A 16,187-nucleotide genomic window follows, 5' to 3' on the forward strand; every position below is an offset into this window, starting at 1 on the left:
GAAGGAATCCCATGAAAAACTTCAGGCCATTCCCGAAGTACGGCGGAACGAAAACCGCTGCAATCACCGTCGTGGTCGGTGCTTTCCTGCTCACCGGATGCACGGCCGCCAACGACTCATCCTCAGCCTCCCGGCACTAACGATCAGCTGTCACCAGTTCCTGCTTCACGCCCGCCAGCTGTTTCTCAACTGCTGACCTTTGCCTCGCAGCACGCTTCAGCACAGATTCGCAAGGCTGCACGCGAGAGCATCCCCGACTGATAGCCCGCCGTCGACCACGAGAGGTGACTCCTCTGCACCCGGTGCCTGAGGCGGAAGTCGAGCGGCAGGTGGCACGGCCTCAGAATCGCCTTCCCGGCATGAGCGCACTGTCAGGCGCGCGCCTGGGACATGTCCGCGACGCAGCGGTCAGGGTGGTCGGCTAGGGCGTGTCTGAGAATAGATGCACGAGTCAGCTGAGACCCTGGGGACATGTCCCGGTTCCAGATGCTCTCCGACGCCCAATGGGAGTTGATCGCCCCGATGCTCCCGACCCGGACCGGCCGCGCCGGCAGGCCGTTCGCCGACGCCCGCACCATGGTGGAGGCGATCATCTACCGGTACCGGTGCGGAATCGCTTGGAGGGATCTGCCCGAGGTCTACGGGCCCTGGCAGACCGTGTGGACCTGGCATCGGCGCTTGGCCGAGAAAGGCACCTGGGACACGGTGCTGGCCACGCTGACCGCCGCCGCTGACGCCGAAGGCCTGATCGATTGGTCGGTCTCGGTGGACTCCACGATCGCCCGCGCCCACCAGCACGCGACGAACATCACCCGCCACACAGGGGGATGGATCGAACTACAAGAATCCGCGTGAGGAGCCGGCCGATCACGGCATCGGGCGCTCCCGTGGCGGGCTGAGCACGAAGATCCATCAGCTCGTCGATGGGACCGGGCTGCCGCTGGTCAGCCTGATCACCCCCGGCCAGGCAGGGGACTCCCCGATGCTGCTTCCTCTTCTGGAGCAGCTGCGCGTGACCCGGCCAGTAGGGCGGCCCCGGACCCGCCCCGAGGCCGTGCTGGGCGATAAGGCGTACTCCTCCCGGGCGATCCGCACCCACCTACGTGCCCGCGGGATCAAAGCGGTCATCCCCGAACCGGCCGACCAGCAGGGCCACCGCAGACGGCGCGGTGCCCGCGGCGGGCGCCCCGTCAGCCTCGACGCGGACGCCTACAAGGGCCGCAACGTCATCGAGCGTCAGTACGCTCACCTGAAGCAGTGGCGGGGTCTGGCGACCCGGTATGACAAGTACGCGATCATCTACAGGGCCGCTGTGGTCCTGAATGCTGTGCTCGCATGGTCAAAACGATTGTCAGACATGCCCTAGATGTACTGACCCTGGGCGTTGATGACTCTCTCGGCGGCCGAGGGGTACATTTCACAGACCCCGCTGAAGGTTTTGCTCCGAGAAGGGTTCACCGCGTGTCGTGTGAAATCTTCGCTGCATCTCTACACCTGAACGCTTGACGCTCTGTAGACCCGGGTGTCATTGACGAACTCCCGGAACCGCACATAGAACTGGAGATTCACTGAATGCTCGTCGTGCTCCGCGGCAACGCGGCCTCCGGCAAGACCACCGTCGCCCGTCTGCTCCAATCCCAGTTGGACGGTCCGGTCGCCGTGCTCAGCCAGGACCACTTCCGACGGGATGTGTACGCCGAGCGGGAGCAGGAGAGCCTCGCCCATGCGGACCTGCTCGAGGCGGCCGCGCGCCACTGCCTGGCCCGGGGCCATCACGTGATCCTGGACGGAATCTTCCACGCCGGCCGCTACGGGCCAATGCTCCAACGGATCGCCGCCGCCAGCGACGACGCCCGCTTCTACGCCTTCGACCTCACCTTCGCGGAGACCGTCCGCCGCCACGCAACACGCCCCAAGGCCGGCGACTTCAGCGCCGAGGAGATGGCCAGCTGGCACCACGGCTGGCAGCCCCTCGACTTCGTGGCCGAGCACCGCATCACGGCTGCAGAGACCCCGGAGGAGGTCGTGGAGCGCATCCTGCTCCACGCGTAGATTCCCTCGGCATGACCACGCAGCCGCAGAATCACATCGCCCCGCAACCGAACGTGGCGATCCGTCCGGCACGTCCTGACGACGGCCCGGCCCTGGCGGTCGTCATGGCGGCCCGTGGCGGCACACCGTCGGACCACGCTCCGGCCGCTCACTGGTTGCTCGACCGGGCCCCCGTCCTGGTCGTGGCCGAGGCCGCCCTGCCCGAGGGGACCGAGGTCGTGGGCTGGTCTGGTGCCACCCGGACCCCTCTGCATCCTGGAGGCCCAGCGCAGTGGCTCACTGCCGGGCTCACCGTGGATCCCGCCTTTCGCCACCGAGGCATCGGTCACCGTCTGCTGCAGGCTGTGATCGAGGCCGTCGGAGCGCTCCACGGAGACACCCTCCACAGCGTTGTGAATGCCCGCAATGCACCATCGCTCGCGTTGCACCACTCGCTCGGCTTCACGACCCTGGAGACCGGTCCGCGCTTCGCCGGCATCGAGTTCGACGGCGGCGTCGGAATCCTCCTGACGCGGCCCACGGGCGTCTCTGCCCAACCGCGGCGGGTCCTTACACTCCGACCATGACCATCCATCTGCGTCCCGCCGTTCCCGCAGACGCCCCGACTCTCGCGGCGCTGGCCGTGTCGCAGCGCGAGCATCTGGCCCCGTGGGAGCCGGAGCGCCCCGCCCGATGGTTCACCGAGGCCGGCCAACGCGAGACCCTCGAGCAGGCAGACCGTGACCGCGCCGCGGACCGCTCCTACGCGTACCTCATCACCGACGAGGTGGGCTCGATCTTCGGTCGTCTCACCCTGGCCAGCGTGGTCCGCGGGGCCGGCCAGTTCTGCTCGATCGGCTACTGGGTCGCCCGCGAGGCGACGGGCCGCGGCGTGGCGACCGCCGCCGTCGGGCAGGCCCTGGAGGTCGCCTTCGGCGAGCTCGGACTGCACCGGGTGCAGGCTGAGATCCTGCACCACAACCATGCGTCGCGTCGGGTGCTGCAGCGCCACGGGTTCGAGCGTTACGGCCTGGCCCCGCAGTACCTGAAGATCGCCGGTCGCTGGCAGGACCACGAGCTCTGGCAGGTCCTCGCGCCGGCGGGGGGGGCAGCGGTGACCCCTGACGACGCCGCCCGGGAAGGACTTTCCACCAGCTCGGCCGCCTATGGCGCCCGCGCGGCCGAGTACACGGAGCTGCTGGGGACCATGGACGCCGTGGCCGAGGACGACAGGCTCCTGGTCGAAGCCTGGGCCGACCGGGTGGATGGGGTTCTGGCCGACGTCGGCTGCGGGCCGGCCCACTGGACCGCGCACCTGGCCTCGCGGGGCCATGAGGTGACGGGCATCGAGCCGGTCGAAGAGTTCGTGACCCACGCACACCGCACCCACCCGGAGGTACGCGTGGAGCCGGGCTCGTTCCAGACCCTGCCCGTAGCCGCCTTCAACGGGATCCTGGGCTGGTACTCAATCATCCACACGCCGCCGGTGGAGATGCCTGCCCTCCTGGAGCGCGCGCACCAGGCGCTGCGCCCTGGCGGGTCACTGCTGCTGGGCTTCTTCGCGTCAAACCAGGTGGAGGCCTTCGACCACGCCGTCACCACGGCGTGGCACTGGCCGGTCGATGGGCTCTCCCGCCTGTTGATCACGGCGGGATTCACCGTGCTCGACTGTGGCACACGGCAGGACGCCGGCGTACGCCGCCACGGATGGATCGAGTCCAACCGGAGCTGAGTCGTCTGACACTCTCCGCCCCAGAGCCCTCCAAGGAACTGCCCTTCACGAGTCGCGTGCGATCTTCGCCGCGTCTTGACAGTCAGCCACCACTCCCCCTCGAGCGCCGCAAACGGTCGTTTGTGGCCGGCGTTCCGGGCCTCCTGCCGCGGGCCGCCCCGACTCCACGCGTCCTGCACCGCCACCTTCCCAATGCCGACAACGACACCCCGACCCGCACGGTGAAGCGGTCCCCTGCCGCGAGGTAAGACCCCCGTAGCAGGTTCGCGCTCTCCGGACGACCGGAGCTCCAGGACCACGCCTGCTCAAGACGGCAGAAGCCCCATACGGCGGGTGCCTCGAGACCTCTGGACAGGGTGGCGGGGGTAGCCGACGGGCTCGCAGCAGGAAGCAGACGCCTCGACTCTCGGCAAGCTCCAGGAGAGGGGCGGCGCTGACAGACATGCGTACGAACACAAGTCCTCGAGCCAGCCCCCGTACAGACCAATGCCCACACGCGCAGCCGTCAACGTCTAGGGAATGGGCACCATTGCGGCCGTGCAGCCTCAGTACCGGGTCACCTTCAGGGTGGTGTTTGCGCAGGAGGCGGCCTTCTTCACCAAGAACGCCTTCTCCGTGGCGTCAGCCTTCAACCCCCAGCGGATCTTCACCGCGGTCCAGTCAGCGATGTACTTGCACTGGTTCTTCGGCGGCAGCCACTGCTCCGGACCGCGGGCCTGCTTGGCCGAGTTCAACGCCGAGGTCTGCGCGTTCAGCGACCGGGCATCCCCCAAGTCGTTGTAGAACGCCACCCGCTTGGCCTTGGTCCAGTACCGGGCTCCCGAGCCCCACGCCTCATGCACGGGCACCATGTGATCGATCTGCACCGTCGATGCAGACGTGTGCGTGCGCAGATCCCAGCTGCTCACCCACTTGCCCGTGGCCACCGTGCACTTACGGGCCGTCGTGAACTTCGGGGTGGTCTTGGACTCTGCGATCAACACCTCTGCCCGAGTGTTCTGGCAGTCCCTGTTCGCATCCTTCCAGTCCCCGAACTGGGCGGCCCGGTCATAGCCGGCATTGTTCTCCGCCGCGACCGGCAACGACGCCACAGCCGTGCGCAACGGGGCCGAGTACGTGGTGCCGGCTGCCGCCGATCCCGCACCCCCGAGGACAGCGGTGGCGACTAAAGCAGCAGCAGTGGCCAGAGAAGCCAGAGAGCGTCGTGACATGGGCGAGTTCCTTGCTCGAGTGGATGACGCGATGCGAGGGTGCATCGCCACCGATCCTAGGCAGAGCTACACCACCCCCCTGCCCCCTCTACGCCGGCGGCGTGGCTCCCGAACCGGTTATCTCAGATGAGGGGGCTTGCTCAGGTCGCTGTACGTTGTGCCTGTGGAGCAACTTGCAGATCGCGGCGTCATCCGCACAGCCCTGGACGACTTCGGACATGCCTGGGGTCAGCGCATCGACCGCTGGCGCGCCGATGGACAGACCCACACGGAGAAGTCCTTCGCCCAGCAGTTCTGGTCCGACCTGCTGCGAACCTTCGGGGTGATCCCCGAGCGCATCGACCTGTTCGAGCGCGGGGCCGCGCGCGCCTCCACCGGCGGGGCCGGCTACATCGACTTCTTCTGGTCCGGCGTCGCCCTGGGCGAGGCCAAGTCCCTGGGTGCCGACCTCGACGTCGCCCACGCCCAGGCCCTGGACTACCTGGCCGGCGGATCCATCGGTCAGCACGAGTGGCCCAAGTACGTGCTCGTCACCGACTTCGCCCGCATCCGCGTCGAACGTCTGGGCGAGGCCGGCTGGGTGGCCGAGTTCACCGTGCAAGAGGCCGCCGATCACGTGGACCAGCTGATGTTCCTGGCCGGCCGGGACACCGTGACCAAGGCCGAGGAGCAAGAGGCCTCCATCGCGGCCGCGCAGCTGATGGCCTCTATGTTCACCGCCCTCGTCGGAGACGAGGTGGACGTGCCCGTGGGCGAGGAGGCCCCCGAGGACGCCGAGGAGGAGGAGTTCGCCACCCAGCAGGCCTCGATCCTGCTCACCCGGCTGCTGTTCCTGCTCTACGGCGACGACGCCGGCCTGTGGGAGGCCGACCTGTTCCAGCGTTGGGTGGAGTGGGACACCACCGCCGACAACCTCGGCCCCCAGCTCGACGCCCTCTTCCGCGTGCTCAACACCCCCGAGAACCGGCGCCGCGGTGTGCCGGACTCCCTGGCCCGCTTCCCCTACGTCAACGGCGGCATCTTCGACGGCACCTCCACCGCCGGGTTCCTCACCAACAACTTCCGGGACGCGCTCGTGGCCGCCTGCCGGTTCCGGTGGACCCAGATCTCCCCGGCCGTATTCGGCTCCATGTTCCAACTGGTCAAGTCCAAGCAGGCCCGCCGCGGGGACGGGGAGCACTACACCTCCGAGGAGAACATCCTCAAGACCATCGGCCCGCTCTTCCTGGACGAGTACCGCGCCCGAGCGGACCGGCTCATCCAGAACAAGACCACCTCCCGGCGTGAGGTGATCGGCCTGATCGAGGAGATGGCCGCCAACATCTATGTCGACCCGGCCTGCGGGGCCGGCAACTTCTTGAACCTGGCCTACGCCAAGCTGCGCGAGATCGAGACGGACCTGCTGGCTGACCAGCGCCGTCGTACTGGGTCCCAGGACCTGTCCCTGGACGTGAGCTTGGACCAGCGGATCCACATCGACCGGTTCTACGGGATCGAGATCAACTGGTGGCCGGCCAAGATCGCCGAGACCGCCATGTTCCTCGTGGACCACCAAGCCAACCGGCAGCTCGCCGCGGCCCTCGGCCAGGCCCCGGACCGCCTGCCGATCAAGATCACCGCGACCATCTACCAGCACGACGCGCTCACCCTCGACTGGGCCGAGGCCCTGCCGACCCCGGCCGGGCGCACGTTCGTGTTCGGCAACCCCCCGTTCCTGGGCGACCACACCCGCACGGCTGCCCAGCTGGCCCTGATGCAGGCCGCCTGGGGTGGTGACAAGCAGCTTTCCCGCCTGGACTTCGTGACCTCCTGGCACGCACTCACCCTGCGCCTGCTGGATGAGCGGGATGGGGAGTGGGCGTTCGTGACCACGAACTCCATCGTTCAGGGGGACCAGCCGGCCCGCTTGTTCGCCCCAATCTTCCAGGCTGGCTGGCGGATCAAGTTCGCCCACCGCACCTTCGCGTGGGACTCCCAGGCCCCCGGCAAGGCCGCGGTGCACTGCGTGATCGTCGGCTTCACCCGCGACCCCGACGCCAGGGCGCGCCTGTTCAAATACGAGCATGCGCGCGGTGAGGCCCGCGAGGTGCCCGGGGTGAAGACGATCAACGCCTACCTGGTGGATGGGCCCAACGTGTTGGTGGAGAAGCGCAGCATCCCGCTCGCCCCCGACATGCCGGAGGTCGTCTATGGCTCCAAGCCCACGGATGACGGCAACCTCATCGTCACCGCAGAGCAGTACCAGGCCGTGATGGCCGACCCCGTGATGGCCCCCTACGTGCGCCCTTACGTCGGTGCGGTCGAGTTGATCCGCGGCCAGCAGCGCTGGTGCCTCTGGCTGGCCGACATGGACCCGGATGCGCCCTCCCGCTCCCCCGAGCTCAAACGTCGCCTCGAGGGTGTCGCCGTCGAACGTGCCAAGTCCAAGGCCGCTTCCACCCGGGACTGGGCACGCTTCCCCCACCTGTTCCGCCAGCGCGGCCTCGTTTCCGATGTGCCCTTCGTCGGGATCCCAGAAGTCAGCAGTGAGGGGCGCGCCTACCTGCCCGTGGCCCACTTCGAGCCCGACGTCATCATCTCCAACAAGGTCTACGGTGCCGTGGACCCCGACGGCATCGTCTTCGCCGTGGCCTCCTCCTCGATGTTCATCACCTGGATGAAGACCGTCGGAGGACGGCTGGAGTCCCGCATTTCGTTCTCCAGCACGATCACCTGGAACGGCTTCCCCCTTCCTGCTTTGATCGACAAGGACCGAGCCTCTCTAGCCAAGGCCGGCCAGAAAGTCCTCGAAGCCCGGGCCCTCCATCCCGGACGCTCCCTGGCCCAGCACTACGCGCCCCTGGGCATGGACCCGGTCCTGGTGAGAGCCCACGACGGGTTGGACACCGTGATGGACCGGATCATGGGCGCCCCGCGGCGATGCCGCACAGAGCTCGAGCGTCAGGAGTTGCTCTTCGCCCGTTACGCAGAGAGGGCTTCGTAACCCCGTCCGGTACGACGAATGGGGTGGAAGGACCAGCCCCGGTGGCAAAGGTCGGACCTTCTCAGTCGACAAACCGCGACTTCGGCCGCACAGTCGAAGCGGCATCCATGACCACTACGCTCGCTTCCAGGGCAATATGGCCCGCCCACGGCCAAGATGCCCTCGAAGTCGCACCGGCCCTTTGGGGACCAGCTACCGAGTAGTCCCGAGCACCTGCGGCCATCCACCGGGTCCATGTGCGCGCTATCCTGAAGCCCACTTACTAGTGCTGATTGAAGGTCAGCGGGAGGGGGCCTCATGGCAGTCTTGAGCAAACAATTTCGAGATGCCTTGGCAGCAATCGAGCCAGCGGAGGATGCCGAACATGCTGCTGAAGCACACGAAGAGGTACGACGCGTGCTCAATTCCAGGGAAGATTTCAAGGATTGGGGACTGGAGACGCTCCTCATCGGCTCCTACCGGAGGCAGGTTTCGATCCGACGCGTCAAGGATGCGGACGTCTTCTGTCAGTTGCCGGACTTGCCTGTAGATGTTGACCCTCAAGACTTGCTTGATCGGTTCCTCTCCGCCCTCTCCGAAGAATACGGCGATCGAGTATCGCGCAACGACCGGTCGGTGAAGGTGGACTTCCCGGTCTATGACCTTCACGTCGACGTCGTGCCAGCACGACCTGTCGGGGACCTATGGGAAATCCCTAATAAGGGGGAGGGTTGGGAGACGACCCATCCCCTTCGCTTCAATGAACTCACCAGCGGATGCAACGCTACACACGATAAGAAGTACGTTCCTACGGTGAAGCTGCTCCGCCAGACGCGTCGCGCTTTGATGGGGACTGCGAAACCGGGTGGATTCTTTGTTGAGGTTGCCGCTTTCCACGCCTTCCAGAACATCCCAACGGAAGGAGCCCCCGACTTACCGTCCTCCATTGCGGAGTACTACACCGTGGCACTGGAGGCGATGGTGCCGCTGTTACGTGCCCATGCCGACGGCAGCGCGCCACTTCTAAACCCTGCTGTCCCTGGGCAGAAATTGCATGTACGGGCCACGACAGAAGAGCTGGAAGCTGTTGTAGCTGCGTGGGAGCATGCTGCTACGAGTGCTCGCGTCGCCCTGGACGAGATAGACGACCACGCCGCAGCGCAGGCCTTCCATGAACTGTTAGGACTGACCACCGAGGGCGAAGCAGTCTTCCCATTGCTTCCGCGGTCGGCTGGGACGGAGCAAGCCGCGAGTGTGCGCCCCGGCTACGCTAGCCTGCCCAGCGGTGACTCTCCCACGTTCGGATGAACGATGCCACACGTGATTTCCTGGATACGGCCGTCCGCCGCCTCGACGAGGGACTGAACCGGCGAGGTTTCCGCACCCAGCACTCAGGCGACCTCCCTACTGAGTGGGAATGGACCGGTCGGCTGGGGCCCCGACGTGAGCTGGTGCGGGTGACGCTGCAGCCGAGCTATCCCTTCTCTCCGCCGAACGTGTCCCTGCCCGACAGGGCCACAGACCTCGGATGGCATAGCGGACCGGAAGGGATCCTCTGCCTCTGGACCGAGGAGGGCCAGGCAGGCATTCCTTGGCTCGACCCAACGATTCTCATCGAACGCATCGAGAGTTGGATCGCCAACGACGCCGCCGGGTGGATCAAGGACTCCCCCCAACTCGATCTGGAGGCCTACCACCAGCCTCGCTTCCTCAAAGTCAACGGCTCCACCGTGCACCCTTCACTACTGATTGACCGCTGGGACGGTCTCTCACCCGGATGGTTCATATCATCGCTGCCAGACGCTCACGGAGTGATGCGCGTCAAGCGGGCGAAGACGCCTCCTCCTCCAGCTGCGACACCTGGCCAACAGGGGGCTCGGCGGAAGAACCGCAAACCCGACCGCTTCCTGAACGGTGTTGCGATCGACCTCGGTGAACTCGCAAAGCCGGTGATCTCACCATCCGACCTCGTTGCTGCCTGTGGAAGCGACAGACCAGCTATAGGCAAGTTCCTGGAGACTGGCCGGCCCCTTTTGGTCGCCATGCGCTACCGACGAGGAGCGGGCGACGGCTATATAGGGTTCTGGCTCGAGGACAAGGCCCCTCTCACTTACATCTCCGTCGCAGAGAGAGCACAAGCGCAACGACGCCGCGCCGGTTGGCATGCCCCCGCCCTTCGCAAGAAGTCAGTCTCAGTCATCGGCGCCGGCAGCATCGGATCCTACGTGGCGGAGGTGCTCGATCGAAGCGGAGTAGGAGACCTGCGCGTCCACGACTTCGACAAGTTGCTACCGGGCAACCTAGTTCGCCACGCAGCTTCACCCGCGTTCGTCGGGCAGACGAAGACCACAGCAGTGTGCGCCTCGGCCCTTCTCCGCGACCCGGGGTCGAGCATGACCGGCGCGGGACCCGTCAAGACTCTTGCCGATGCTGTGAGCTTGATGGACTCGCGCGACCTCGTGATCGACTGCACGGGCAGCCGGCTCGTGTGGCACATGCTCCAACACGCGGCCCGTCTTTCAGGCGCGCGGTTCCTTCATGTCGCAATCGTGGGCCAGGGCCAGTTCGGGCGAGCGGACATCTGTCCGCCTCTCAATGCAGCTGAGCCTCTGTCGATGGACCCTCTGGAAGGTGCCATCGAAGGCGAGTATGAGACCGGCTGCGGGGACCCGATCTCACCGACACCACCGGCTGCAGTAATAGAAACCGCTGGAATGGGAGCCCGGCTTGCGATCAGGCTGCTCTGTGGCGAAGAGGTGCCCCCCGCGGGCGAGTCACGCGCATTGTTCGAGCTGCCAACGTGAGAGTTGCGACCATCAATGCTGATGCCTGGACAGAGCTCACCCAGGCAGCGAGCCGCGCCCTGCCACGTGAGACGGGCGGCCTGCTTCTCGGCTACTACATCGAGACCGAACCGCACATAGTGCAATGCGTCGAGGTCCCTGATCCCACAGCGACCTCTGTGCGCTATCGCCGGGACGCGACCATAGCTGCAGCAACGTTGAGGCAGACGAGGGCATTAGGCCCCGAAAACACTACGGGGTACATCGGTGAGTGGCACAGTCATCCCGGACCGAACGGTCCGAGTGAGACTGACTCGCTCGCCCTGCGCCAGCTGGCCAAGGCGGGGGCGCATGATGTGCTCCTAGTTGTCGTCGCCCGCACCGCAACAGACTGGATCAGCCACGCGCGGGAAGCGAATCCAGATGGCAACCTCCAGCGACTAGTGCTAGAAGTTGCCTCCAGCAGAAAGGATAACCCCCATGAGTTCACCAATTGATCTGAATTTAGCCTTTCAGGCTCGGCAACGTACCCTCTCCGCAGAACTCGGTATCCCTCTGGAGTTCACCGACCATCCAACCTCCATCGGTAATGCCTCCGAGGCGAACTGGACGAGAATGCTTCGCACCTACCTGCCAGGACGTTATGAAGTCGGCCCTGTACACGCCCTGGATATCACCGGCGGCCAAAGCCACCAGATCGATATCGCTATTTACGACCGCCAATACGCCCCCATCTGGTTCGAGTCACCCGCGGGGGAGCGGATCGTGCCAGTGGAGAGCATTTACGCCGTGTTCGAGGTGAAGCAAAAAATAAATGCTTCGAACCTACGCTATGCCGCCCGGAAAGCAGCTTCGGTGCGCCAACTGACGCGGACTAGTGAAAAGATCGTTGATATCCACGGGACCCACGAAGGCCCCCGTCCTGAGCAGCGACCCATCCTTTCGGGAATCCTTGCACTCAAGTCGGAGTGGACGACAGGTATGAGGGGTGAGACGGGGAAAAAGCACATTCAAGATCATACTGGGGATGCGCGCCTAGACATGGGTCTTGCCCTGTTGGATTCTGCCTTCGATAACACCACGCCACCCTACAACAAAGAGATGCTTGAAGCAGGTCTCCACTTCTCACCTGAGAGTACGCAACTACTCTGGTTCTGCCTGAGACTCTTCAGACGACTCCAGGCCATCGGCACAGCGCCTGCCGTTGACCTCTCCTTATACGAGGAGGCTCTGCTCAAATCCTCATAAATAGGCCATATTGCCAGAGCGGATTCAAAATGAGTGGCCCACGCGGGACGGTTACCCACGTCCGGAAGCGAACCTACGCAATGAGGAGTACAGAGTCTGCCGGCTCACCCCGAACGTGCGCGCCACCTCAGCCTTCGGGATCCCCATCTCGATCATCACGCACGCCTGCTCCACGTCGGTGTCCGAGAGCTTCGGGGCCTGCACGTACTTGCCCCGAGCCTTGGCCAGGGCGATGCCCTCGGCCTGGCGCTCCTTGATCCGCCGGCGCTCGAACTCAGCGAACGCAGCCAGGATCCCCAACATCAACCCGTCCACCGGGGAGGTGCCGGACTTGTCCACGGTGATCCGCTCTGACACGAACTGCACAGCACACCCCTTGGCGGTGAGCTCATCCACGATCGCGTACAGGTCCCGAGTGTCGCGGCCCAACCGGTCCATGGAGGGGACCTTCACCAGGTCCCCCTCCCGCACGTACCGCATCAGCTCCGCCAACCCGGCGCGCTTGGCGCGGGAGCTGCCGGAGATCTTGTCTTCGAAGATCCGGTCGCACTCCCCCACCGCCTCGAGCTGGCGGTCCAGGTTCTGCTCAGCCGAGCTGACCCGCACATAGGCCACTGTCTGTCCAACCACGCCTAAGACCCTCCGGCACTTGTGTCCAACGACCCGGTTTAGGACCGTCTCTGACGTGATGGTCTCGTGGGGGCGGGGGGTGTGTAAAGGGGTATACCCAAAAGGGTCGGCATAGAGGAGATTGCCGCCGCGAACCTCCGTAGCGGGCGAGAGTTAGCCGAAGGCGGCGATACCGGCGAGGCGTTCCCGCCCGCCGGTCGTGAGTAGCGCAGGGGCCGCGCGAAGACCTGCAGCGACGGATCCCAGCGCATTGGTGGAGCGATCTCGGAACGTGGGGTGGGTGATGTACTCCACGGCTCGCGCGGTGACCTCTTGGCGGCTCTCGACGAAGGGGCGCACCGTCTGCTCGTACTCAGCGAAGGCGGCCGGATCGTCCGGTCCGTGCTCGCGGAGCTTCTGGGCCAACGTTACGGCGCCGAGCAGGGCTCCGTGGGCGCCGAGGCCGGAGAGGGGATCGATGCAGTGCGCCGCGTCTCCGACGAGGACGACTCTGCGAGTTGACCAGTGGGTGGTGCGCACCTGGGTGAAGCGAGTAAGCAGCACGTCGGTCGTCTCGAGCATTCCGTTAGCGATCGGGTTCAGTTCTCCGCCGATGCTGCGCAGCGCCCGCGCGACAGCCACAGCCGGCGCACGCGGATCATTCCGGGGTGCGTCGGGGGACGGGAGCGCGGCTACGATCTGCGTCGCGCCGACCGCGGGCAGCGGGTAGGCGAACACGACCGTCCGGTGACGACCGACGACCACAGCGTTCGGGCCCTCCATGGCGTGATCCACCGTCGCCCAGACGTGGGAGAGGCCGTTGCGGTAGAGACTGGCCTCGCGAGGTGAGAAGACGAGGCTACGCACCGTGGAGTTCACTCCGTCGGCCCCGACGACGAGATCGAAGATGCCGCGCGTTCCGTCGTCGAATCGCGCCACGACGTCATCGGATCGGTGCTCCAGGGATGACAGCCGACAGCCGAGCCGCGTCTCCACTCCTGAGGGCACATGCGCCAGCAGCTTCTCAATCAGCCGGGCGCGATGCGCCAGGCGAGAGGTCCCGCCAGAGAAGGTCATCTGCAACGGACGGGCACCCTTGGTGAGGCGGAAGGTCGTCGCCGGACTGGGTGTGCTCACGCTGTCGATGACGTCGCTGACACCCATCCGCCGGAGGATCTTCTGCGCGACCGCGTCGAGGTCGAGGACGTAGCCGCCGCTCGGTGCTGACTCGTTCGCATCGATCAGCGTCACCTGCCAGCCGGTGTGATGCAGCCACCATGCTGTGGCGCTGCCGGCGATTCCTCCGCCGACGACCAGTGCACGTCGTCCCGTTGCGCTTGCGGGGCCCATAGATCTCCTCCTGCTCGGTACGTATACAGCTACTGTACACCAGTACTAGTACGCTGGTACAGTACTGGCGTCAAGACGAGGAAAGTGAGGATCAGATGGGTGCCGAGGGTGCATCGCCTACACGGCGGAAGAGGGATCCTGAGCGGAGACGGCAGGAGATCGTGCGGGCGGCGACGGAGATGCTCTTGGAAGGGTCGACCCTTTCGCATCGCGCGGTGGCGCAGCGCGCCGGTGTTCCTCTGGGAGCTACTACCTACTACTTCAGCTCGCTGCACGACCTGCGGGAAGCCGCGGTGTGCCAGCTTGCGGAGGAGGTGACCGTCGAGCTCACCGACCTTGCTGAGCAGGTCGCCGCCGCCGACGGCGACCCTCGAGTCCTCGCCCGGCTGCTGCACGACTACCTCACGGACACCGCGCAGGTGCGGGCAGACGCGGCCCTCTATAGCGCTGCTTCCCAGCATGAAGATCTGCGACACATCGCTCTGCGATGGGTTGACGGTTTCGTCGAGCTCGCCTCGGGCTGGACCGACCCCGCCACCGCCCGCGCCATCGTCGTCTTCATCGACGGTGCCAGCATGCACACGACGCTGACGGGCACACCGATCGACCTGAACACCCTCGAGCGCGCGTTCGTCGCGCTGCTCCGTCCTGAAAGCGAGTCGGCGTGAGCACAGACCTGACCCTGAAGACATCACCGTTGAGCAAGACGCGACGCTGGGCAGCGCTGGCGGTTCTCAGCGCCAGCCTCGTCGTCATCAGCATCGACATGACGATCCTGAACGTCGCCCTCCCCCACATCACAGCGGATCTCGAGGCGACGTCCGCGCAGCAGCTGTGGATCGTGGACATCTACTCCCTGGTCCTCGCCGGACTGTTGGTGCCCATGAGCGCGATCGCTGATCGTTTTGGTCGCAAACGAATCCTTCTCGGCGGGTTTGCGGTGTTCGCCCTTGCCTCACTGCTGGTGCTGTTCGCGCAGGATGCGGGAACCCTCATCGCGATCCGTTCGCTCCTCGGGATCGGGGGCGCGATGATCATGCCGACGACACTGTCGATGATCCGTGTCATCTTCACCGATCCGCGCGAGAGGGCCACCGCGCTCGGCATCTGGGCCGCTGTGTCCTCGGTCGGCATGGCCATCGGGCCAGTCGTCGGCGGGCTGCTGCTGGAGTACAGCACCTGGCACGCTGCTTTCTTGATCAACGTGCCCCTGATGGTGATCGCGGTGATCGCCGGGCTCTTCCTGCTGCCCGAGTACAGGGCGGCCGTCCCGCCCAGCTGGGACACGGCCGGGACCATCGCGATTGTCGGTGGGATGGTGGCGCTGGTCTGGTCGATCAAGCACATCGCGAAGGAGGGCCTGACCGACCCGGTGTCGTGGGTCTCCTTCCTGGTCGGGGCCGCGGCGCTGGCGTGGTTCGTCCGCAGGTGCCTGCGTCGGCCCAACCCGATGCTTGAGTTGCGGCTGTTCCGCAGCTCGACGTTCACTGCCGGCATCCTCGCCGCGCTGTCCTTCATGTTCGCGATGTCTGCGCTGCTGCTGCTGTCGGCACAGTGGTTGCAGGTCGTCCTCGGAGTCTCTCCGTTGCAGGCTGGCTTGGCCATGCTCCCCGCGGTGTTCGCCGTGGGCATCGCCTCCCCGCTCGCGCCACGACTGGCCGCCCTCGTCGGACCCCGCGCCGTGCTCGGCGGTGGCCTCGCCATCGCTGGCCTGGGCTTCCTGGCCATCTACCTCGCCCCGCAGCCGCTGACCTACACGTCGATGGCTATCGCCTTGGTCCTGCTCGGCACCGGAGGCAGTTCGCTTGCCGTGGGGTCGGCACTGATCATGTCTGGCGCGCCGCAGGACAAGGCCGGCAACGCCGCAGCGCTGGAAGAGACCAGCTATGAGCTTGGAGCCGTCCTTGGTGTGGCGATCCTGGGCAGCGTCGCCAGCGCCGTCTACAACTCGGGATTGTCCCCGCGTGACATCAGCGCACTGGGACTGACCGATGCCCAGGCGGACGCTGTTCGGGAATCGATCAGCGGCGCTGCAAGCGTCGCCTCCTCCACCGGGTCCGCCGAGCTCATGCCGCTGGCCAACGATGCCTTCACCACCGCCCTGTCCCAGACCGGCCTTGTCGGCTTCATCGTCATGACCGCCGTCGCCATCGCGGTCACGGTCCTGGTGCCCCGCCATCACACCCTCACCTCGCAAGCGCACTGAAGACCGCCCGCCCTCCCGAGGAGCAGCGCCCGAACATCAGAAAGGAACCCGCCAT

The 16,187-nt window shown here is 65.9% G+C and carries 14 protein-coding genes; 11 read left to right on the forward strand and 3 right to left on the reverse strand.

From position 1 onward, the window contains the following. Nucleotides 1-471: 471 nt before the first annotated feature. The 4 genes from AC0VX4_RS10210 to AC0VX4_RS10225 all read left to right on the forward strand — a co-directional run bounded on the left by AC0VX4_RS10210 (nucleotide 472) and on the right by AC0VX4_RS10225 (nucleotide 3,763). Nucleotides 472-1,366, forward strand: a protein-coding gene (locus AC0VX4_RS10210; protein ID WP_102708846.1) for an IS5 family transposase whose coding sequence is annotated in 2 segments (ribosomal slippage) — nucleotides 472-828 and nucleotides 830-1,366 — 894 coding nt in all. Because the reading frame shifts where the segments join, the coding sequence is not laid out codon by codon here. Nucleotides 1,367-1,572: 206 nt separating this feature from the next. Continuing rightward, on the forward strand, nucleotides 1,573-2,052 hold the full coding sequence (locus tag AC0VX4_RS10215; RefSeq protein ID WP_036381849.1) for an AAA family ATPase: 480 nt from the start codon (nucleotides 1,573-1,575) through the stop codon (nucleotides 2,050-2,052). Nucleotides 2,053-2,063: 11 nt separating this feature from the next. Beyond that, nucleotides 2,064-2,618 carry a GNAT family N-acetyltransferase gene (locus AC0VX4_RS10220; RefSeq protein WP_052006985.1) on the forward strand — a complete coding sequence of 185 codons (555 nt, stop codon included), beginning with the start codon at nucleotides 2,064-2,066 and terminating at the stop codon, nucleotides 2,616-2,618. After that, nucleotides 2,615-3,763 (forward strand): GNAT family N-acetyltransferase, encoded by a 1,149-nt coding sequence (locus tag AC0VX4_RS10225; RefSeq protein WP_223246365.1) that lies wholly within the window; start codon nucleotides 2,615-2,617, stop codon nucleotides 3,761-3,763. Before AC0VX4_RS10220 ends, AC0VX4_RS10225 begins: the two co-directional genes overlap by 4 nt. A gap of 545 nt (nucleotides 3,764-4,308) precedes the next feature. On the opposite strand, the gene AC0VX4_RS10230 is transcribed toward AC0VX4_RS10225, so the two are convergent. Then, a complete protein-coding gene (locus tag AC0VX4_RS10230) occupies nucleotides 4,309-4,746 on the reverse strand; it encodes an HNH endonuclease family protein (protein WP_223246364.1) in 438 nt (145 codons plus the stop codon). 391 nt (nucleotides 4,747-5,137) lie between these two features. Here AC0VX4_RS10230 and AC0VX4_RS10235 point away from each other — a divergent pair, with 391 nt between their 5' ends. The 5 genes from AC0VX4_RS10235 to AC0VX4_RS10255 all read left to right on the forward strand — a co-directional run bounded on the left by AC0VX4_RS10235 (nucleotide 5,138) and on the right by AC0VX4_RS10255 (nucleotide 11,967). After that, nucleotides 5,138-7,957 (forward strand): DNA methyltransferase, encoded by a 2,820-nt coding sequence (locus AC0VX4_RS10235; RefSeq protein WP_065572585.1) that lies wholly within the window; start codon nucleotides 5,138-5,140, stop codon nucleotides 7,955-7,957. 297 nt (nucleotides 7,958-8,254) lie between these two features. After that, the gene (locus AC0VX4_RS10240; protein ID WP_127435241.1) at nucleotides 8,255-9,244 is read left to right on the forward strand and encodes a nucleotidyltransferase domain-containing protein; all 990 of its coding nucleotides are present in this window, start codon (nucleotides 8,255-8,257) and stop codon (nucleotides 9,242-9,244) included. 149 nt (nucleotides 9,245-9,393) lie between these two features. Next, nucleotides 9,394-10,740, forward strand: coding sequence for a ThiF family adenylyltransferase (locus tag AC0VX4_RS10245; protein ID WP_161972210.1), 1,347 nt, complete (start codon nucleotides 9,394-9,396; stop codon nucleotides 10,738-10,740). Next, on the forward strand, nucleotides 10,737-11,216 hold the full coding sequence (locus AC0VX4_RS10250; protein ID WP_166795278.1) for a Mov34/MPN/PAD-1 family protein: 480 nt from the start codon (nucleotides 10,737-10,739) through the stop codon (nucleotides 11,214-11,216). The genes AC0VX4_RS10245 and AC0VX4_RS10250 overlap by 4 nt, the downstream gene beginning before the upstream one ends. Then, nucleotides 11,200-11,967 carry a DUF6602 domain-containing protein gene (locus tag AC0VX4_RS10255; RefSeq protein ID WP_127435240.1) on the forward strand — a complete coding sequence of 256 codons (768 nt, stop codon included), beginning with the start codon at nucleotides 11,200-11,202 and terminating at the stop codon, nucleotides 11,965-11,967. The genes AC0VX4_RS10250 and AC0VX4_RS10255 overlap by 17 nt, the downstream gene beginning before the upstream one ends. A gap of 51 nt (nucleotides 11,968-12,018) precedes the next feature. Here the strand turns inward: AC0VX4_RS10255 and AC0VX4_RS10260 are convergent, their stop codons facing one another. Continuing rightward, nucleotides 12,019-12,597 carry a recombinase family protein gene (locus AC0VX4_RS10260; RefSeq protein WP_065573243.1) on the reverse strand — a complete coding sequence of 193 codons (579 nt, stop codon included), beginning with the start codon at nucleotides 12,595-12,597 and terminating at the stop codon, nucleotides 12,019-12,021. 153 nt (nucleotides 12,598-12,750) lie between these two features. Continuing rightward, the gene (locus AC0VX4_RS10265) at nucleotides 12,751-13,926 is read right to left on the reverse strand and encodes an FAD-dependent oxidoreductase (protein WP_080695943.1); all 1,176 of its coding nucleotides are present in this window, start codon (nucleotides 13,924-13,926) and stop codon (nucleotides 12,751-12,753) included. Nucleotides 13,927-14,141: 215 nt separating this feature from the next. Here AC0VX4_RS10265 and AC0VX4_RS10270 point away from each other — a divergent pair, with 215 nt between their 5' ends. After that, nucleotides 14,142-14,594: a TetR/AcrR family transcriptional regulator gene (locus tag AC0VX4_RS10270; protein WP_006214762.1), complete on the forward strand. Its 453-nt coding sequence runs from the start codon at nucleotides 14,142-14,144 to the stop codon at nucleotides 14,592-14,594. Further along, the gene (locus AC0VX4_RS10275) at nucleotides 14,591-16,132 is read left to right on the forward strand and encodes an MFS transporter (RefSeq protein ID WP_220125174.1); all 1,542 of its coding nucleotides are present in this window, start codon (nucleotides 14,591-14,593) and stop codon (nucleotides 16,130-16,132) included. Before AC0VX4_RS10270 ends, AC0VX4_RS10275 begins: the two co-directional genes overlap by 4 nt. Nucleotides 16,133-16,187 lie beyond the last annotated feature (55 nt).

The organism is Micrococcus sp. 63XJN7_8_ISO-PGPR-S23-253, from assembly GCF_056173425.1.